Consider the following 20,785-nt stretch of genomic DNA (forward strand, 5'->3'; position numbering starts at 1 on the left):
ACACACTACGCATGAAAAAAAGAGCTACTTCGGATTATCCGAATAGCTCTTTTTGAGTGGAATGAATTAGATTTTCTTGAAAATAAGTGATGCGTTATGACCACCGAATCCAAGTGAGTTGCTCATTGCATACGTGACGTCCGCTTTACGAGGTCCGTCTGTAATGTAGTCGAGGTCACACTCTGGATCTGGGTTTTCAAAATTGGTTGTTGGAGGCAAGATGCCTTCTTGCAACGCTTTTGCAGTAAAGATTGCTTCTAGTCCACCTGCAGCTCCAAGCAAATGCCCTGTCATCGACTTTGTTGAACTAATAGCGAGTTTGTACGCATGTTCGCCAAATACGGTTTTCGCTGCCATCGTTTCAAACAAGTCGTTATAAGCAGTACTTGTTCCGTGTGCGTTAATGTAGCCGATTTCATCAGGTGTAATTCCTGCTTGCTGAATCGCTTGTTGCATTGCACGCACTGCACCTTCACCTTCAGGAGCAGGAGCTGTAATGTGGTGTGCGTCACCTGTAGATCCATAGCCAATTACTTCTGCATAGATTTTAGCTCCGCGTTTTACTGCGTGCTCATATTCTTCCAAGATGAGAATTCCTGCACCTTCACCAATGACAAAACCATCGCGCTCTTTATCGAACGGACGTGAAGCTGTGTTTGGATCTGGATTAAGTGATAATGCTGTATTTGCACAGAATCCTGCGACAGACATTGTTGTGATTGGGGCCTCTGCTCCCCCTGTGATCATGACATCTGCATCGCCTCGAAGAATGACTTCGAATGCATCTCCAATCGAGTTTGTACCTGAAGCACATGCTGTCACGGTACAAGAGTTAATACCTTTGGCACCAAAGTGAATCGATACTTGACCAGAAGCCATGTCAGGAATCATCATGGGAACGAAGAACGGGCTGACACGTCGATAGCCTTTTTCCTGGAATGTAAGGAACTGCTTTTCGTGTGTTTCCATTCCACCGATTCCAGAACCGATCCAGACGCCTGTGCGTAGCCCCGTTGCTTCATCCAATTCTGCAAGGCCAGCATCTTTCATTGCCATGATGGAAGCCGCCATTGCATAGTGAGTGAAACGGTCCATTTTACGAGCTTCTTTTTTTGGCAAGTACTCTTCGATGTCGAAATCTTTTACTTCCGCTGCTACTTTCACCGGGAATAACTCAGTATCGAGTCTCGTCAACGGTCCGATACCTGACTTGCGGTCAAGAACGGACTGCCATGATTCCTCCGCCGTATTTCCTACCGGGGAAACGGCCCCGATTCCGGTAATGACTACGCGTCGTTTTTCCATTATTTGAACTCTCCTTCGTCTCATAGATAGCATAGTTGCTTCCATCTGTATGGGTTAGTGTCATAATTGTCTTGTAAACTTACTTGCCCCAGCGCATGCAGATACCGCCCCAAGTGAGGCCGCCGCCGAAACCAACAAGTACGAGAATGTCGTCGTCTTTCACACGACCCTCTTCGATATCGTCATGTAACGAAATCGGAATCGATGCTGCGGATGTGTTGCCATATTTGTGTACGGATTTGGACATCTTTTCGGGTGGAAGTCCTAGACGTTCACGAGATGCTTCCATGATTCGGATATTCGCTTGGTGTGGAATGAGGAAGTCCACATCCTCTTTTGTCAGCCCGGCTTTTTCGATGACATTTACTGCGGACTCTCCCATTTGTCGAACTGCAAACTTAAACACTTCTCGTCCGTTCATATGCAAGTAACGGTCCTGATAAAGATGCTCACCACCTGTGCCATCTGCACCCAATTCGAATGCAAGAATACCACGATCCCCACTTACATTTCCAACGATTCCCGCGCCAGCACCGTCTCCGAATAAGACAGCTGTATTGCGATCTTTCCAATCTGTAATCTTGGATAGTTTTTCAACACCTACCACAAGGACATAATCGTGTGTCCCAGCTTCTACGAAATGCTTGGCAGTGACAACGCCGTACATGAATCCTGCACAAGCTGCAGAAACATCCATTGCAGCAGCATTCTTTGCCCCAAGACGAGCTTGAAGCATCGTTGCTACAGATGGAAATGGCCGATCCGGTGTTACAGTTGCCACTAAAATCATTCCGATTTGTTCAGGTTGGATGCCTGCTTTTTCTATCGCTTCTTTTGCAGCTGCGTAAGCCATATCTGATGTATCTGTACTATTATCAGCAATACGGCGTTCTTCAATTCCTGTGCGTGTACGAATCCATTCGTCTGATGTATCCATTCTTTTTTCAAGATCTGCGTTTGTCAGCACGTGTTCAGGGACATACTTGCCAATACTTAGAAGTCCTACACCCATTGCTCATACCCCGTTCCTTGTTATCTATTGTTAGTACCTGGTATCAATCATAGTGGATATCGTGATATTTTTCAACAATGGAGACACGAAACCGTCAAACTCTTTTATTGAGGATGTAAATTAAGTTTCGAAACGAGCGTCGCTATGATATGATGAAAGGTGAAAAAGTATTCTAGAGGTGATTTCTATGAAGTTCATCATGACATTTGTTTGGTCATTCCTATTGGTTTCTATGCTCAACTATGTAGCAGGTTCCATTGCGAACGTACCAACGTTTGAATTTACAACTGGAATCATTGTCTCACTCGTTTTGTCTGTGATGGTATTCGCAATTACATCGATTATTCCGGACGAGCCAGTTGCAGAGCATTGATCCATATCGCAGCGAAAGGGTTTGTTCCCTTTTGCTGTTTTTTTGTGGAGAAAATCGCATATTCTGAATGGAGAGGTGTGGTATAGCGTCACATCTCCTTAAACAAGTGATGCGCCCCCAATTAATCCCTTCATATCGTTGAATTGTGTCTCGATGCCGATTAATTCATTGGTATTGCCGATTGTGCTCTCCATTTTGCCGATTCTTCCCTCGATACTTCCGATACTCCCTCTCCTATTGCCGATTTCTCTGTTTATTTTTCCGATTCCGATATTCCATGGCATATCCCACCCCTAAACAAGCTCATTGCAACCAATTAATCCCTTAACGTCGTTGAATTGTGTCCCGTTATCGAGAAACTTCTCCATGTGTCGGAGAAATTGTCAGCGGTGATGGAGAAGCTTACTTTAGAGTGAAAGATAACTCTCTTAGTGTCGGACAACTACAGAGTTCTGATCAAGAACTGCTCCCCATGCCGGCATTCATTCTCGCAAAAAAAAGCCACTTTTCGCACAACACGAAAAGTGGCCCCAATTTTTTATAGTATATCCACAACCAACGACCCGTCTTCCATCCGAAGATGCAAGCGTTGATCTTCCGCTAGATCGCCTTTGATGACTTCCTTCGCAACTGCTGTTTCCACATACCGTTGGATGAACCGTTTCAATGGACGCGCTCCGAAATCGGCATCTGTCCCTTCTTCAACGACCCAATCGAGGACAGGTTCCTCATACGTCAACGGGATATCCTGACCTTCCAATCTACGTATTAAATCGTCCAACATCTTCCGTGCGATTTCAACAAATGCATTGCCCGATAGTGAATGGAAAATGATAATGTCATCCATCCGATTCAGCAACTCTGGCTTAAAGTGATTGCGCAATTCCGCCATCACCAAGTCTTCTGCAGCGTGTTCATCAGACTCGAACTGACCGCTCATTAAGTACTGCGAACCAATGTTGGACGTCATGATGACCACAGTATTCCTAAAGCTCACGAGACGACCTTGGCTATCCGTAATGCGACCATCATCTAAGATTTGCAATAAAATATTCGAGACATCCGGATGAGCCTTCTCGATTTCATCCAACAAGACAACTGAGTACGGATTGCGACGGACCGCTTCCGTCAATTGTCCCCCCTCTTCGTAACCGATATATCCTGGAGGCGCCCCAACAAGTCGGGACACGCTGTGTTTCTCCATATACTCTGACATGTCGATACGGATGAAATGATCCACAGAGTCGAATAATGTACCTGCAAGTGTTTTCGCAAGCTCTGTTTTACCGACACCCGTCGGACCAAGGAATAGGAACGATCCAATTGGTTTATCAGGGTCTTTAATGCCTGAACGAGCACGCCAGACCGCTTCCGTCACAAGTTGAACGGCATTGTCTTGACCAATGACACGCTCTTTCAACGTATCAGCCAATCGTAACAACTTCTCACGTTCACCTTCCATCAGCTTCGTCACTGGGATACCTGTCCATCGCGCCACGATCATCGCGATTTCATCTTCAGTTACTTCTTCGCGAATCAAACGGTTTTCTGCTCCACCTTTAAACTGCTCTTCTAATTCATGCAGTTGTTGTTCCAGCATAGGGATTTTACCGTGACGTAATTCTGCGGCTTTGTTCAAATCGAATTTGTTTTCTGCGTCTTCCAATTCACGACGAAAGCGATCTAACTTCTCGCGCACGTCTTGCACTTCTTGTAGTTTTTTCTTTTCGTTATCCCATTGCTCGCGCATACCTGACGAAGAATCTTTCAGCTCTTTAAGTTCATCACGCAATGCTGCGAGTCGATTTTGACTAATGGGGTCCTTTTCTTTCGTCAACGCCTGTTCTTCAATTTCAAGCTGCAAAATACGACGTGTCACTTGGTCCAGCTCTTGCGGCATCGAGTCAATTTCTGTACGAATCATGGCACTCGCTTCATCCATCAGGTCAATCGCCTTGTCCGGCATGAAGCGCTCTGTCAAATAACGATCAGACAACGTTGCGGATGCAACAAGGGCCCGGTCATGGATGCGTACACCATGGTGCAATTCAAATCGTTCTTTCAAACCACGTAAAATCGAAATCGTATCTTCCACAGATGGTTCGCGCACCATCACTTGCTGGAAACGTCTCTCTAGAGCTGGATCTTTTTCGATATACATCCGATATTCGTCCAACGTTGTGGCACCGATACAGTATAATTCGCCCCGCGCAAGCATCGGTTTCAACATGTTACCAGCATCCATCGCGCCTTCCGTCTTCCCTGCGCCGACAATTGTATGGATTTCGTCGATGAACAGAATAATTTCACCGTTACTATCTTTTACTTGTTTTAACACCGCTTTTAGGCGCTCTTCAAATTCACCACGATATTTTGCGCCTGCAATTAAAGAACTCATATCGAGTTCGTGAATTTGACGGTCTTTCAGTCCTTCTGGCACGTCACCTTTCACAATACGTTGAGCAAGTCCTTCAACGATGGCTGTCTTACCAACACCAGGTTCTCCGATCAATACTGGATTGTTTTTCGTTTTTCTCGATAAAATTCGGATCACATTTCGAATTTCTTCATCTCGGCCAATAACAGGATCCATTTTTCCGTTTTTCACATCTTCAACTAGGTTGCGTCCAAATTGTTCTAATGGGGAACGCTGATCTTCTTGTACGCCGTCCATTCTCATGAACCATCACCTCATTATAATTTTTAGTTAGTTTGACTTTGACTATCTTTGACTAATAATAGTATACCTCGCTTTTCATCGTGTGTAAAGTCAGATGCTTAGGTCTCATTAACTAGTATTTCCCGCGAAGATTATATTAAAACGACAAAAAATCCGACCAGTGAAAAACTCACAAGTCGGATCTAATTCTGCTTATTTATCGCACGCCTAGTGCCATTTTTGCATAGCGTGACATGTTTTCACGTGACCAAGGTGGATTCCAGACGATGTCGACTTCGACTTCTTTCACTTCTGGAAGCTCCATCAGTTCTTGCTTCACATTGGCAACAATTTGTGGTCCCATCGGACAACCGATTGATGTAAGTGTCATCGTGACTTTACCGATGCCACCTTCAAGTAATTCTGCGTCATAGACGAGTCCAAGATTTACGATATCTACACCTAGCTCAGGGTCAATAACATTTTCAAGTGCGCCCATCATGCTTTCTTTCATTTCATCAGCCATTGGAATTCCCCTTTCTATTTCAATTCGTTGTACTCATCATAGCAAAACGAACTCAATCGTTCAAATGGTCTGCAAGAAAGTCCACTGCACGCAACATGCCTGGCCTTGAAACTGCGTGACCTGCATGCTCGTCCACCATGAACTCAAAGTCTTCTGGATGCTCATTGTATTTCACTTTTACAGCATTGTAGAAATGGCGTGTCGGTTCAAACGGTACCATTGTATCGTTCATGCCGTGCCAGAAAAAGACAGGACGGCCATTCAAACGTTCTGGATGTTGAGTCAAATCAAACTCAGCGAGCGTACTCAGTAGCTTGTGGACATCTTCGTCTTTCATCGGAAGCTTGAATCCTTTATTCTCAAATTGCTTCATTTGACCTTTTGCGAGTTTTACATATCCAGGAGTACCCATCATAACCGCTGCGCTTTTGATCCATGGATACGCTGATAAGCAACCAAGAGTCGTAATACCCCCCATGGACGTTCCTGAAAATGCGATTTGATCAGAATTCAACAACCCTTTTTCTTTCAATTGTTGGTGTAAAAATCCTGCTTCTTCTATGGAAGTCAGTATGATCTCCCAGAATCGCAAACTGAGTTGAACTTCGTCGAGTGCTTCGGAGCGAACACCATGAAGATGCGCTTCAGGCAATAATACACGGATTCCCTTCTTCGCCAGATTGAAAGCGTAATGCAAGTTATGTTCTTTCGCACTCGTAAAGCCGTGGAAAAAGATGACGACAGGCATTTCAGATGATTCCTGCTGCTCATCTACAATATGCAATAGAGGGACTGTTCCCCATTGTTCTTCTTTGATAATCATCCTTGACACCTCGTTTACAGTTTTGTTGAGCATACCAATATTTTTCTAGAAAAACAAAAGTTGCGCATGGGTAATTACTTTTTTGACTTGTACACTTCCAAAAGGCTACACTTGAATAAGGAAGGAGGCGTTTTGCCATGAAACCACATTTAATTGCACTCGATTTAGACGGAACGTTATTAAATGATAAAAAAGTAATCTCTGAGAAAACGCTAGCTACACTCAAACAGGCGGAATCAGAAGGGCATCAAATCATGATTGCAACTGGACGCCCCTATCGCTCCAGTGAAGTCTATTACCGTCAGCTAGGACTAAAAACACCGATTGTTAACTTTAATGGAGCGTTCGTACATCACCCAACTGATCGTACTTGGAAAACCGTCCATGAAACTATTGATTTATCTGTCGCTAAAGAAGTTATCGATGCCATGCAAGACTTTAACTTAAAAAACATTGTCGCGGAAGTCATGGATGACGTCTATTTACATTACCACGATGAGAAATTGCTCGATATCTTCAGTACCGGGAGTTCAAAAATTCAAGAAGGTGATATTCGCCAATATCTACAAGTGAACCCGACGAGTCTTCTCATTCAAGGTGGCGAAGGCATGGCCGATCCGATTCGTAAGCACTTGGAAGAAGTTCATGCAGAAGTCATTGAGCATAGACGCTGGGGAGCTCCTTGGGAAATTGTTGAAGTCATTCGTCATGGGCTAAACAAAGCGGTTGGAATTTCTAAAGTTTCCGAGTGGATTGGTATACCACAAGAACGAATTATTGCATTTGGGGATGAAGACAACGATTTGGAAATGCTCGATTACGCGGGTATCGGTGTTGCAATGGGCAACGGGATTGATCAGCTGAAATCGATTGCGAATGAAGTAACTTTGACGAATAACGAAGACGGTATTGCCATAATGTTACAAGAACGACTTAATTTAAAATCTTCATAAAGAGATTGGAGGATTCTCATGAAAATTTTCGTAGATAGTGGTTGTGACTTGCAAAAATCGTATTTAGATGAAAATGATGTCACATTGCTTCCTTTGACAGTGTTACTTGATGGAAAAGAATATCAAGATATCGTGGATATTGACGCAAAAGAAGTATTCCAAGCCATTCGAGCTGGCAAACAACCGAAAACATCTCAAGTCTCTCCAGATCGAGTGCTTGCTCTCTGGAAAGAATTTGCCGAGACTGGAGAAGATGGAATTTACATCTCATTCTCTTCCGAATTGTCGGGTACATATCAGACATCTGTCATGATGCGGGATCAGGTGAAAGAAGGCAATCCGCGCATGAACTTAATCGTTGTCGATACACGCTGCGCTTCCCTTGGCTGTGGATTAGTCGTTCAGGAAGCTGTTCGTTTACGAGATGCAGGAGAAGATGTCCGGACCATCGAGCGCAAAATTCGTAAAATGGCAAGTAACATGGAGCATTTGTTCACAGTAGAAGATCTCGATTACCTCGCTAAAGGCGGTCGTGTCTCGAAAGCAAGCGCATTTTTCGGCGGACTGTTGAACATCAAACCGCTACTTCACGTAGAGAGCGGTCGATTGGTGCCGATTGAAAAGCATCGCGGAAGAAAAAAAGTGTTCCGGCGTATTCTAGAGCTCATGGAAGAACGCGGGGATCATGTTTCCGAACAAGTGATTGCGATTAGTCATGGCGATGACGAAGAAGGGGCTCTTGAGTTACGGGACTTGATCGAGGAAAAGTTCCATCCTAAAGAAATTCAAGTCCACATGATCGGCTCTGTCATTGGCTCTCATGCAGGACCAGGAACTCTCGCCGTATTTTTCTTAAACAAACAGTAAGTTAAGTATAAGCAACTCCGTCGTTCATATCCATTGACGTCTGAGCTGCTTTTTTTGCGTGTTTTTTCTCGTGTCGCATTACTGTTTTTCTCCAAACAAAAAGAGAGCACCTATGCGCTCTCTTTCAGCCTTACTTCTTGGCTTCCGCTTTCCGTTCTTGTCGTGCTTTTCTACCTTTTCTCCAAACTGCCCATAGGAAGCTTAAGAATAGGACATATACCATAATCGATGCAATCAGATAAGGGATATTGAATCCTTTGTCTTCTTTCACCAAATAGATTTCTGCCATTTCACGGTCCAAAACGACGTGATATTTGTCATCTTCGGTTTCCACAATTTGGTCACTATCCAGTAATCCACGTAGACGCTTCTTACTGCCAATCTCATCTGGATCTAATGCATAACTTTGTGTTTCAGATGTGTTGTTGATGGCGACAATCCACGATTCGTCTTCATCGTAAATTTTGTACACCATGTATCCATCTTTATTGTGCAGCATTTTGAAATTACCGTTACGAAGCGTCTTCGATTGGTTTCTTAATGCATTTAAATTTCCAATAAGCTCTTTCAGTTCCATATCGGTCTTAAAGTTGAATAGCGGGTGACTCTCAGGCGCATCTTTTCCGTTTACCGCAATCTCGGTACCATAAGGCATGACCGGAATTCCTGGTAACGTAAATAGCGCAGTTACGGCTGTTTTCCAACGTGTCGGTGGAAACATTCGCTGCTCCACGATGTCGTAAGTGAAACGTGGACCTGTTAACTGATCAAACTGGATCAAATCATTCGGTTCACTTGTTTCGAATTGGCTCATTTGAGATGAATTAGGATCCACTCTAACAAACGATTCACGTAGGGCCTCCATGGACGAATTGTTTGGCTGGGAGTCAACAGCAGCGTCAGTTTCTTCTTCAGACAATACATACAAATCAGGTGATGCTTCTTTCAACGAAGCTATAAATTGATCGAGCACATCTTTCGAATAGCCTTCAGTTTTCGTCAACCGAATCCCGTCCAACTCATAGGTTTTCACAAAGTTGACCATGGTCTCTTCCAGATTACGTTGCACATCGACATCGTCTGGTTTCCAATCAATGGTATTTCCTTCACCTTGTGTAAACGGGAGTTTGCTTGCCCATACATGATCTTTGCTAACTCCAGCTAACGGGAAATCAGCAATAACACGGACATCCTTGTCGTGCAGTTCATCGAGCATCGACTTAAAATCTTCTTCTGTACCAAAATGTTTCTCGAATTTTGTGTAATCGAGCACTTCTTTGCCATCATAGGTTGCTGTCTGGAAAACAGGCCCGATGGAAACAGCTGTGAAGCCCATATCTAAAATATGTTGTAAACGGAGGGAAATCCCTGAGAAATCGCCACCGTTGAATGCGTACAAGTCCTGTGCATCTGTATCTATATCATTTCGTCCATCCCCGTTATTAAAACGGTCAACTAGTAAATCATATATACTTTCGTCTTTCAAGGACCGTTCAGTCTCAGCTGAAGCTAAGCTTGGAAGTGCTGTCGTTACCAGTAAAAAAACCATCACCATTACACTAAGTAGTCGTTTGACGTTCACCCAAAAAGCCTCCTTCTACAATTCACCCATGAAATTTGCTCATAAATTCTTTAATGTGCTCATAAAACTCAAATTATGCTCATAACTCACGCTTTCCGATCATAACTCTCAAATTATGCTCATAACTCACGCTTTCCGATCATAACTCATCACTTCATACTACCAAACCGCACCAGCCATCGCCATGGTTTCTGAAGAAAACTAAAACCATGTAACAGAAATAAGGCAAACTTGTGAAAACTGCAAAGCAAAACCCGCTGATGATTAAATCAGCGGGTTACTTGTTTTCATTCCAACTCATCATGATCATCATTCGTTTGCATTCTCCGCGATGTTACAACTACAGAGAGTGCGAATAGCAGCATGATGCCGAAAACACCTAGCAATAGCGTCCAGCCTACCATTCAAACACCCTCCTTAGTGGTTCATTACAAAATAATTAAGCGAAGAAGTCAAGTCCGATTGGCAATTTGAAGCCAAGGAACATTGTAATTAGTAAGGAAACTACGAACAAAATCCAAAATAGTTGTGTGGGTTTGCTTTTAGATTGACGTGCCAATACCATTTCCATCATACCGATTGTTACGATACCGAATACAAATTTCACGCCGTATAAGGCAGCATTCATGTTCATGTATCGGATGAACAACGCAACTCCAGTAATAATAATCAGAATGTAAAATACACGTAGCACCATCTTCGTAATTTTACGGCCTTTAGAGTCGAGGGGTTGTGTCGCTGCAATCAAGAACATGATAATGCCGACTACCCACGAAAAAATGTGTAAATGTGTCGAGTTCGATAAAAAATCCAAGTTAGTCACCTCGTTTAAGTTTCATATGTGCATCCCTTATCTTACCATACATCATAAGCTAGGGAAAATAGAGGGACCTTTACTCGAAGTAGTTGACGAGTGTTCCGATTCCTTCAACAGATATTTTCACAGTATCGCCCGCCTTCAAGTAAGTTGGAGGATTCATCGCTTTTCCAACACCTGCTGGAGTCCCTGTTAAGATGACATCTCCGGGTTCCAGTGTGACAAACTTAGACAGTTCCTCAATAATTTCATCGATTGGAATAATCATAGATTTGGTATTCCCATTTTGGCGAACTTCATCATTCACTTTAGTGACAATCGACAAGTTATGTGGATTTGGAATCTCATCTTTCGTAACGATATACGGTCCGAGCGGGCAACTGCCATCCAACGTTTTTCCGAGGAAGAACTGTTTGCGCTCTGCCTGTAAATCACGCGCAGTCAGATCGTTCGCGATGGTATATCCGAAAATCGTGTCGTATGCGAGCTGTTTTGGAATGTTACGACCGCCTTTTCCTATGACCACCGCAAGTTCGCCTTCATAATCCAGCTGACTTGTCAGGGCTTCATGGATTGGCAATGTCTGCTCATCCCCTGCAATCGCAGTCGGAGATTTTGTGAAAATCATCATCTTGGCGGGTACACCTTCGCCCCCCATTTCGGATGCGTGATCAGCGTAGTTTTTACCAACACCTAGTACATTTTTAGGTGTTCGTGGAATTGGAGATAACCATTCAATTGCTTCGAACGAGTACTTAAAGGTATCCATGTCTTCATGAGAGTGGGCTTTTTCGCACAAGTTACGGATTTTTTCTACAAAATCCATTCCAGATGCAACGCCTTCTGCGATTGAAGCAGGAAAGTTCTGCTCCCCGACTGCCTCTGCAATTTTCTGTACATCCCACACCGCTTCTTCCTTTTTCACTTTAGGTCCGAATAACGTTTTCCCATCATACTTGAACGAAAGTAATTTCATTGACTAGCCCATCCCTTCCATCATTGGTTTGCATTACGTACTGTTACGACAAGTCTTGTCGTTTCTCCTTTTTATTCGATAAAAATGTACCATATGTGCCAACACGCCAAATCCATTCAATTGGCCCCATTTTGTAACGGGATAGCCACAAGTCAGCTAGTAACGCCTGAACAACAAAGATTCCGATCGCGATGAGAGTTCCCGTGATAATACCCACTTTGCCGTACATCCCGAACCCATAATTATAAAAAATGAGTGTCGCAATGACGGATTGACTGATATACGTCGTGAGTGACATACGACCGGCCTTTGCAACTGGACGGAACACTTTCGAAAACCATGGCGTTGTGCATAGCAGCAACACTAGTGCTCCATATCCTAAAGCAACGAGTGGACCGCCAAAATAAGTTTGAACAAGTTGCATTGAAAAGCCTGGGGCTATCAAAAACGGTAATGCCTTTAGTATTAACCCAATAATGAGGAGGCTACCTCCAACTACAAGTAGTCGTCCTTTCAGCTCTTTCGCTCGTTCAAAAAGTCTCCATTTCGCAAATGCCGCCCCGATCATCATAAGTGGTAAAATCATAAACGGTGTCAAGAATAGATTTGCACCACTTATAAACAACCATTCTTTTGCACGAAATGCGAGTGCCGCCAAATAGCTTCCGTGTCCATACACTTCAATGGACTCCTGAATTTGCTGAATATCCGCAAACTCCGAAAATGTGCCACCTACTTCCAAGCGTTCTACTACGTACGTCAGGCCTGTTATTAGACCGTTCGGCACGATGTAGAGTGCCAGTGCTCCGAAAAACAACCACTTCGGAGGAATTCGGACGAGCGCTATCATAAGAAAGCCCATCATGGCATATGTGAATAAAATATCCCCAGACCAGATGAAAAACGCATGAATCAGACCAAACAAAAGCAGTATCACCATGCGACGAACCGCTACCGGTCCAAATGGCGACTTTTGCAGCAACGACTTTTCATACTGCATACTCAGTCCATACCCGAAAAGCATTGCAAATATCGGATAAAAACTAGCTTCTATGAAAATATCTAGCCACATAAACGGAAAACCTTCACCGTTGCTTTCAAACCAACTATATGGATCCATGTACATGTACGGTGAATGAAATACGAGCATGTTGGCAATAAAAATACCGAGCAATGAAAATCCTCTTAGCATATCTAACGACTCAATACGTCCGGTTTCTCCGGTTGGTAGTTTAGTCAAACTGTCTCCTCCTGAACTGTCAATGCTCGACCTTCATCAAACAAGTACAACAGCATTTCTTTTATCGTCACATGTGTAATCGCTTCAATCGCGGTTTTGTATAAGCTCAGTTGCACGTGATAACGCGAACGCATCTCATCATCGATCGCTTCCCGTGATGCAAAACGGCCTTTCAATCGATCCGTTTTGTAATCCAATAACACCCATCCATCCGGCTCTTCAAACAAACAGTCCGCGATTCCTTGTAAAATCTGCGAATCTCCGTCTTCTCCTTCAACCGCAAACGTGAAAGGCAATTCTTTCAACACACGTGTTGCCTGTTGCATCCGCTCAGAAACCGGTGAGTTTGTAAATTGTACAATGGCAGCCCTATCAAGGGAATTCACTTCAGCTGCCGTCAACAACTGACGCTGCAACAAATCCTCTAACAAGACATCTACACTTGCCAGATCTTTCGTCTTCGCTAAGTCGATATGTTGCATCACAGTGTGCATCGCCGTTCCGACTTCAGCTGCGCTGATTGATCGCTGTTGTAAAAACGCAGGTCGTGCGTGCAAGTACGCTTTGCTCACTTCCCCATTTCGACTTGCAAATGGATCATTGAAAGTGGATTCTGCTTCCAGTTGTGCAATCCGTTTCAATTCCGTCACCGAGACTTTCGATCGCTTTTTGACAGATGCATCGTATGGATACTGATAGTCAAAGCGCTTCGTCACTTCTGCAAGAATAGATTCATCTACAACAGGAATCGGCAATTCTTCCGTTTCGGATATATCCTCCATGAATTCCGACTCAGACAAAGACTCGCTGAAGTAAGATACCGGCAATGCATTGATAGCCCACTTAGAAGGGTGTTCTTTCACCAGTGCACCTTGCGTCGTACCGAACTTCATGAAATCCGCATGACGCGCTACCGCTGGACCAATCCAATCTAAGTACCCATTTGCACGGGAGCGCATGTAATCCGGTAATCGATCTCCCGGATCCACGAGTTGTGCATCTTGCCATTTCGTTATCGACTTTTCGATATCCTTCACCGTCGCAACCAGTTCCAACTGTTCTTTTGCACGAGTCATCGCCACATACAGAATACGCATTTCTTCAGAACGCATCTCCAACTCTTTCTGTTCTTTCATCGCGAGAAATGGCAATGACGTATACATAATCCGTTTATCCGGATCTATCGCTTTAACCGCTAAACCGAAGTGCTGGTCAAACAAATAGGGCTCATTGAAATCCATTTTGTTAAACTGTCTGCCTACACCTGCAACAAACACATTCGGAAACTCCAGCCCTTTTGACGAGTGAATCGTCATAATGCGCACAACGTCTTCCTTTTCACTCAAATACCGTGCAGCTCCTAGATCATCTCCACGCCGTTGCATCCTATCGACAAATCGCAAAAAGCGGAATAGACCACGGAATGAAGTCTTCTCATATTCGATTGCTCGGTCATGCAGCGCACGCAAATTCGCTTGCCGTTGTTTACCATTCGACATACTTCCGACCATTTCATAGTAGTTCGTATCCCTATACACTTGCCAAATAAGCTCGGATAACGATCCACGACGAGCTAGATTCCGCCACTCTTCAAAGGCTAGCATGAAACGTTGCAGTTTTTGCTGTGTTTCAGGCGCCATTCCAGATCCTTTAGTTGCGATGAACGTCTTCAACGCTTCATAAAACGGTACATTCTTCGCAGCGAGACGCACTTCTGCTAACTCATTTTCCGTCATACCGATGAACGGCGCACGTAGCACAGAAGCGAGGGGAATGTCTTGATACGGATTGTCGATCACACGTAATGTATTCAGCATAATCGTCACTTCAAGTGCATCGAAATAGCCACGGGATAGTTCAACATAAACAGGCATTTCCGCGCGCTTGAATTCCTCTGCAATTTCAGCGGACCACGTCATCGAACGCAAGAGAACTACAATGTCACTGTATCGGATCGGACGTTTCTCCCCACTGAATGCATCGCACACTTCATGTCCGTCCAACATCCACTGTTTAATTTTCTTAACCATATAACGTGCTTCCGCCTGAGAACTCTTCAGATTTTCCAAGTCCTCCGCCGTTTCATCTTCAAACTCTTCCTCTTCAGAATAAAGGACAGTCAAATGCGCAGCCGTTTCCATCTCAGGATAACGCGCACCGTACTTCAACGCGGCAGCCTCATCGTATTCTATTTCTCCCACACGCTCTCCCATAATTTGTGAGAAGATGAAGTTCGTCGCATCCAACACTTCCTTACGACTCCGGAAATTCGCGTTCAAATCGATTTTCAAACCTTTATCTATGGTTTCTTCAGTAAAACGACCGTATTTCCCTAAGAACAACCCCGGCTCTGCAAGACGGAAACGATAGATGGATTGCTTTACATCCCCTACCATGAACAAGTTACCGTCTGATTCCGTTCCACTTTTCACGAACTGGACAATCGCTTCTTGCAATAAATTCGTATCTTGGTATTCATCGACTAGTACTTCTTTGAATTTCGACCGATAGTCCATGGCAATATCAGATGGGACAAGAACGTCACCTTCACGATTAGTTAAGATATCCAGCGCGAAATGCTCAAGATCGGAAAAGTCGACAATTCCTTTCTCCGATTTGACTGTGCGATAGCGATGACCAAATTCTATGACCAGCTCAATGAGCGTATGCATCATCGGTGCCATTAAACGGATTTCCGTAAGCAAACGCGCAGGCGTTCGGACGAAATAGGCATCCTTGATCCCGGTGACAAGCTTTTTCACGGAATCTCTTAATGATTTCGCGCGCTTTGCAAGTTCTTCATCACATGAATCTTTTTTCACTGCTCCCGCCTTCACCCAGACTAGCTGTTGGAATAACGCATGAGTTTGGTCCCAAGTACTTGTTGAAATTGAACGAATGGCTTCGTTGATCCAAACCAAGTCCGCTTCTGCCGTTTTTATAAGTGGCGTTGGCCCGTCAGGTAAATCTGCAATACGGTGCATATCTGTTGCGAGTGCAGCCGCTTCTTCAAGCTTTTGCTGAATGGCAGATTTCAAAGGTCCGATAAATTCCAAGCCATCGATCGTGATTACATCGCCAATTTCATATTGTTGCGGAATTTGCAGCAACCACGATTCAGGATCCGGATGCACACGGGAATAGTCGTACAGCCGATCTATTAATAATTCCAACGACTGGTCATTTCGATCAGACGTGAAACTGTCCGCCAATCGATAAACCGCTTCAGGATCTTCTGCGCTATAGGCATCTTCCAACACATCTGCAATCGTATCGTCGCGCAGTAACGCCGCTTCTGTCGGATCCGCAATTCTAAATCCTGGGTCAATATCTAGCAGATACGCATATTGCCGAACGACATTCAGACAAAATGAGTGCATCGAAGAAATTTGAGCTTTGTTCAATAAACTGAGCTGTTTTCGCAAATGCGGGGATTCAGGATGCAAGACGATCGCCTCTTCCAGCGCAGTCCCCATACGATGGCGCATTTCAGCAGCCGCCGCATTCGTGAATGTCACGACGAGCAATTCATCCACGTTAATCGGGTTTTTATCATCTAAAACCTTTTGAATTAGACGTGTGATCAACACTTTCGTTTTCCCTGATCCTGCTGCTGCCGAGACGAGGATGTCGTGCCCTGAAGCGTAAATTGCTTTCCATTGGTCGTCTGTAAACGTCACGTCACTCGGTTTCGGTGGTATGTGCATCGCCTTCAACCTCCTTCCTCATTTTCTCAAGAGATTCATTTGCTGAGAGTTCCGCATAATTTCGGTACTTTGCTTCCGGGTCCGTTGTGTCGAACTGACAGACCCCTTGATACGGACAGTAGTTACATGGCATCCGCTCTTTCAATCGATACGGATATACCCGTGCATCACCTGCAAGCATAGCGTCACCCGCTTGACGGTGGCGAGAACGAACGGCTCCACGCAGTAGTTGCATATCATCGGGGGCCAGCACTTTAGAAGTCGCATAGAACGAACCATCTTTCTTCACACGAGCAGGAATGATTTTGGACGATTGTTCAATGTCACTGTCCATTTCTTTGACGACAGATAAATCCTCAAGCACATAACCTTTCATAGAAAACGACTTCAGCATCTCTTCTTCAACCGCTTCTTCCGTCAACTCCTGAATGCTGCGCACCATTGGATTGTGAACGTGGACATACAACATGCCGGCAGGATCTGCCTGCACGTGTAGCCATTCGTCTGCATGCTCAAGTGCAACGTCTAGATACGTCAGCATTTGCAGCGACAATCCATAATACACTTCCGTCAAATCTAGCGCTTTGGCAGAAGATTTGTAGTCCACAATGCGAATGTACGTTTTTTCATTCACTTTCGATGCATCGACACGGTCAATTCGTCCGCGCAAGTTCATGTGTCCACCCTGTTTTAAAGGAATTGACAGTGGTGGCATTTGCTCACCTTGTCCAAATCCAACTTCAACTGCAATCGGCTCAAAACTAGAAGCCGTCGCTTGGCTGCGCAGCGCAAACAGCGTCCGTTGGATAATGCGTGTCAATTTGCGTTTAATGTAAACATGACGGCTCGTCGACAACAAAATTCGATGGAAGAAATACGGTGCAATACCGTCTACCGCCTCGCGCGCCAATCGGAAGCAATCCTCTTTCGATAACCCTGCCCATGTTGCTCCGGTCCGCATGATGTCATCCGATACCCATTTTAGGGCTGCGTGGAATAAATCCCCGATTGCAGGTGCTTCCAATGTGAATTCAGATCGTTCACGTAACCCGAGACCGTATGTCGCATAATGTTGAAACGGACAACTGTAATACGATTCGACACGCGAGACACTCGACGACATCGTTTCACCATATAAGCCTGAAGTTAAATCTGGCGTCAATCGCTCGGTATCTGTCCCATGCTTCCGCTTTCCTTGAATACTACTAAGTATCGAAGCCCAGAGTGGATCGTCCTCATAATACGCAACAACCGCCTGCCATAATGGTGGTAAGGATCCTCCAGTTTCCGCTAGACGAAGTTGAGCGGACGCATACGGCAACACAGCTCTCGGATGGCTAATGTACGAGAATTCATCTGCACCTTCCAGTAAATCTAATGGATCGGCAACGACGATTTCCGTAGTTATTCCATCAAGTAGTTGACCGATTCTAGGAATATATAGTGAAGGTATGAGCGCTTTTCCTGCTTCGTCTGCTATCGGATAGGATATCGTCAATCCTTCTGAGGCTGCAGTAAACGCACGGTACGCTTTGTACGTTTCATCCATTAAACGTGATTTAGCAGAAGGGGCAAGTTCAAATCCGACCGTTTCAAACCACTGTCTATCGGCATCCGATATGAGCCCTTCATTGTCAATTCGTTGTGGCAACACACCATCGTTTGTCCCAATAACAAATATTTCATCTATACTTAAAAAAGTCGCAAGGTCGATTGTCATCACCGTCACTTGGTCAAGTGATGGCGGAATCCTTGAAAATTCGAGCGTATCGAATCCTTCATCAAGCACTCGTACCGCGTCTTTCGGTGCCATTTTGACATCTCCGAACATAAGCACAAACTGATCGAGGATATTGATCCATCCGTTCCATGCCTGTTCATGCTCTGATGCGCCGAGCAATCGTCCTGCGCGTTCTTCTTCTGCGCGAAGGTCGATGATTTTATCGTACACATGGAGTTCTTCCATGAACGCAAACAACGCTTCCGCAGCTTGCCTACCGTCTTTTGCAGTTTTCAACTGCTTTCCGAACGTCTCAAGTGGTCCGCGAACCAAGTCACGTACACTATGCAACTCTTGCTGCATTGCAAGTTCTTCATCCGTTTGAACTTCAGTATGCAATTCGAGACCAAGATACTTTTTCACCCGCCACCGAACATCGTCAAACCACCGGTGTCCATGGATTCCATGCGCTAACACATAGTTCTCCAAGCGATCCGCACGTTCTCGCCATAGTTGACGGTCTTCTCCATGTGGGAAAAACAAGTCCGTCTTCACTGCGCGAAAAATGGCTTCATATGACCAATTTCCAGTAACCGCTTCTAGTACCGATCGTGTGAATTCAATGAGGGGATGGTGTAGCATCGGCTTTTTCTGACTAATGAACACCGGAATGTCGTATTGCGGAAAAATCGTCTCCATCAATTCATCGTACACTTCCGGTTGCCGATACAATATAGCGATCTCGTTATACCGTTTTCCCGACCTGACAAGAGTGCGAATCGAACGCGCTACTGCATGCAATTCAGCACGGCGATCGGTCGCTTCTAAAATTTTGACATCTCCACTACTCGCTTTTGGTGTCGCTGGATACTTATCGAATTGGGCTTCCAAATGTAACAAATCAGAATTCCGGAATCGGTGAGTTTTCGTCAATCTCAACTCGGGCTCTACTTCCACTGATACATCACGTGCTAGATCCGTAATGATTTGTTTTGTTCGCATTGGACTGAAAAACAACTCATGGTCAGCAGTTGCTTCCCCTTCGTCGTCTGTTGGGAGCGCCACTGTCACTCGTTTTGCGTATTTCAATAACTCCCTAATTATCTCGTGCTCACGGTTTGTCAGTAGCTCAAAACCGTCTATGTAAATGTCCGCTTCTTTGATATATGAAGAGAATTGAACTTGCCCGGAAAGCATCGATAAATGTCCTTCACTATCGACATAGGAAGTGCCAAGACGCTCTTCCACTTTCTCCAATAGGAGCGATAAGTCTCCTGCTTTGTCTACCAGTGAACGCGGTGCAGAAGCTACAGTTAACTCGGCATGGAGCTGTGCCAGTGTCGTGTGGTCCAAGCAGTATCGGCTGAACTCTTTTAACACCCCTTCTACTTGCTCCGTAAATCCGCGCTTATCAGCTGCCTGTCGGAACAACTTGAAGTCCTCTCGATTTTCTTCCAGCACACTGCGAATGAGCATCCGGTATCCGAATCCGTCCACTTCGCGTCGTGTGATGCCTCCTGTTTCTTGAAGCACTCGCCAAGCCAATCGCTTAAATGTCAGCACTTGTGTACGCACCATTCCGTTCAATCCGAATTGAGCTGCTAAACTATGCTCCAACGAATACGACATTTGGTCCGGCACGATTAACACAATCGGTGCGCCAAGAGGATCTTGTTGAAGTGCTTCCACAATTTCATGCTCAATAGTGTACGTTTTCCCAGTCCCGGAACGTCCCGTTATAAATCGCAGCGTCATCAGATAGCCCCTCTCTGTCCTACTAGTCTCCTCATTGTAATTGTTTTCGCAAGAAGAATCAAAGTTTGAGAGGTGTTTTTACGAATGAATGTTCGTAGTTTTGAAAATGGTACAATTTGAAGGTTGTTCGATGAAAAATTGTGCAGCATTTTATGAGCGTTCATTGAGATTTATGATCAGTTTCTAAGTTTTATGAGCACTTTTCAGGAGTTATGATCACTTTCTCACTTTTATGAGCACTTTCCATGAGTTATGATCACTTTCACAGGTTTATGAGCACTTTCCACGAGTTATGATCACTTTCACAGGTTTATGAGCACTTTCCACGAGTTATGATCACTTTCTCACTTTTATGAGCACTTTCCACTTGTTATGATCACATTTCCTCTTTTATGAGCACTTTCCACCAGTTAGGATCACTTTCACACTTTTACGAGCCCCCACCCAAATTCCAAGCACGTACCCAAAAT

15 protein-coding genes are annotated in these 20,785 nt (G+C 44.6%); 3 read left to right on the forward strand and 12 right to left on the reverse strand.

Annotated elements, in window-relative coordinates; all coding sequences use genetic code 11:
• Nucleotides 1–66: 66 nt before the first annotated feature.
• Nucleotides 67–1,305 (reverse strand): beta-ketoacyl-ACP synthase II, encoded by a 1,239-nt coding sequence (gene fabF / locus ACR65F_RS01545; protein WP_039042090.1) that lies wholly within the window; start codon nt 1,303–1,305, stop codon nt 67–69.
• Nucleotides 1,306–1,384: 79 nt separating this feature from the next.
• Nucleotides 1,385–2,317, reverse strand: coding sequence for a beta-ketoacyl-ACP synthase III (locus ACR65F_RS01550; RefSeq protein ID WP_440502898.1), 933 nt, complete (start codon nt 2,315–2,317; stop codon nt 1,385–1,387).
• A gap of 187 nt (nt 2,318–2,504) precedes the next feature.
• Here ACR65F_RS01550 and ACR65F_RS01555 point away from each other — a divergent pair, with 187 nt between their 5' ends.
• Complete coding sequence (locus tag ACR65F_RS01555; protein ID WP_440502899.1) at nt 2,505–2,690, forward strand: DUF2929 family protein; 186 nt, start codon at nt 2,505–2,507, stop codon at nt 2,688–2,690.
• Nucleotides 2,691–2,788: 98 nt separating this feature from the next.
• Here the strand turns inward: ACR65F_RS01555 and ACR65F_RS01560 are convergent, their stop codons facing one another.
• The 4 genes from ACR65F_RS01560 to ACR65F_RS01575 all read right to left on the reverse strand — a co-directional run bounded on the left by ACR65F_RS01560 (nt 2,789) and on the right by ACR65F_RS01575 (nt 6,698).
• Nucleotides 2,789–2,974 carry a hypothetical protein gene (locus ACR65F_RS01560; RefSeq protein WP_440502900.1) on the reverse strand — a complete coding sequence of 62 codons (186 nt, stop codon included), beginning with the start codon at nt 2,972–2,974 and terminating at the stop codon, nt 2,789–2,791.
• A gap of 254 nt (nt 2,975–3,228) precedes the next feature.
• The gene (locus tag ACR65F_RS01565) at nt 3,229–5,370 is read right to left on the reverse strand and encodes an ATP-dependent Clp protease ATP-binding subunit (RefSeq protein ID WP_440502902.1); all 2,142 of its coding nucleotides are present in this window, start codon (nt 5,368–5,370) and stop codon (nt 3,229–3,231) included.
• 196 nt (nt 5,371–5,566) lie between these two features.
• On the reverse strand, nt 5,567–5,875 hold the full coding sequence (locus ACR65F_RS01570; protein ID WP_039042094.1) for a metal-sulfur cluster assembly factor: 309 nt from the start codon (nt 5,873–5,875) through the stop codon (nt 5,567–5,569).
• 52 nt (nt 5,876–5,927) lie between these two features.
• Nucleotides 5,928–6,698, reverse strand: coding sequence for a prolyl oligopeptidase family serine peptidase (locus ACR65F_RS01575; RefSeq protein ID WP_440502904.1), 771 nt, complete (start codon nt 6,696–6,698; stop codon nt 5,928–5,930).
• A gap of 137 nt (nt 6,699–6,835) precedes the next feature.
• Here ACR65F_RS01575 and ACR65F_RS01580 point away from each other — a divergent pair, with 137 nt between their 5' ends.
• Together ACR65F_RS01580 and ACR65F_RS01585 are read left to right on the forward strand one after the other, a co-directional pair.
• Nucleotides 6,836–7,651, forward strand: a complete 816-nt coding sequence (locus ACR65F_RS01580; protein ID WP_039042096.1) for a Cof-type HAD-IIB family hydrolase — start codon at nt 6,836–6,838, stop codon at nt 7,649–7,651.
• Between the two features lie 18 nt (nt 7,652–7,669).
• Nucleotides 7,670–8,518, forward strand: a complete 849-nt coding sequence (locus ACR65F_RS01585; protein ID WP_025786049.1) for a DegV family protein — start codon at nt 7,670–7,672, stop codon at nt 8,516–8,518.
• A gap of 130 nt (nt 8,519–8,648) precedes the next feature.
• On the opposite strand, the gene ACR65F_RS01590 is transcribed toward ACR65F_RS01585, so the two are convergent.
• The 6 genes from ACR65F_RS01590 to addB form a co-directional block, all read right to left on the reverse strand.
• Complete coding sequence (locus tag ACR65F_RS01590; protein WP_440502906.1) at nt 8,649–10,100, reverse strand: alpha-amylase family protein; 1,452 nt, start codon at nt 10,098–10,100, stop codon at nt 8,649–8,651.
• Between the two features lie 439 nt (nt 10,101–10,539).
• Nucleotides 10,540–10,914: a YisL family protein gene (locus ACR65F_RS01595; protein WP_440502907.1), complete on the reverse strand. Its 375-nt coding sequence runs from the start codon at nt 10,912–10,914 to the stop codon at nt 10,540–10,542.
• A gap of 79 nt (nt 10,915–10,993) precedes the next feature.
• Nucleotides 10,994–11,893: a fumarylacetoacetate hydrolase family protein gene (locus tag ACR65F_RS01600; protein ID WP_440502908.1), complete on the reverse strand. Its 900-nt coding sequence runs from the start codon at nt 11,891–11,893 to the stop codon at nt 10,994–10,996.
• A 43-nt stretch (nt 11,894–11,936) separates the two neighbouring features.
• Nucleotides 11,937–13,133 carry a DUF418 domain-containing protein gene (locus tag ACR65F_RS01605; protein ID WP_440502910.1) on the reverse strand — a complete coding sequence of 399 codons (1,197 nt, stop codon included), beginning with the start codon at nt 13,131–13,133 and terminating at the stop codon, nt 11,937–11,939.
• Nucleotides 13,130–16,840, reverse strand: coding sequence for a helicase-exonuclease AddAB subunit AddA (gene addA / locus ACR65F_RS01610; RefSeq protein WP_440502912.1), 3,711 nt, complete (start codon nt 16,838–16,840; stop codon nt 13,130–13,132). The genes ACR65F_RS01605 and addA overlap by 4 nt, the downstream gene beginning before the upstream one ends.
• A complete protein-coding gene (gene addB / locus ACR65F_RS01615) occupies nt 16,815–20,315 on the reverse strand; it encodes a helicase-exonuclease AddAB subunit AddB (protein ID WP_440502914.1) in 3,501 nt (1,166 codons plus the stop codon). Before addB ends, addA begins: the two co-directional genes overlap by 26 nt.
• Nucleotides 20,316–20,785: the final 470 nt, after the last annotated feature.

The organism is Sporosarcina sp. SAFN-010 (assembly GCF_059415065.1).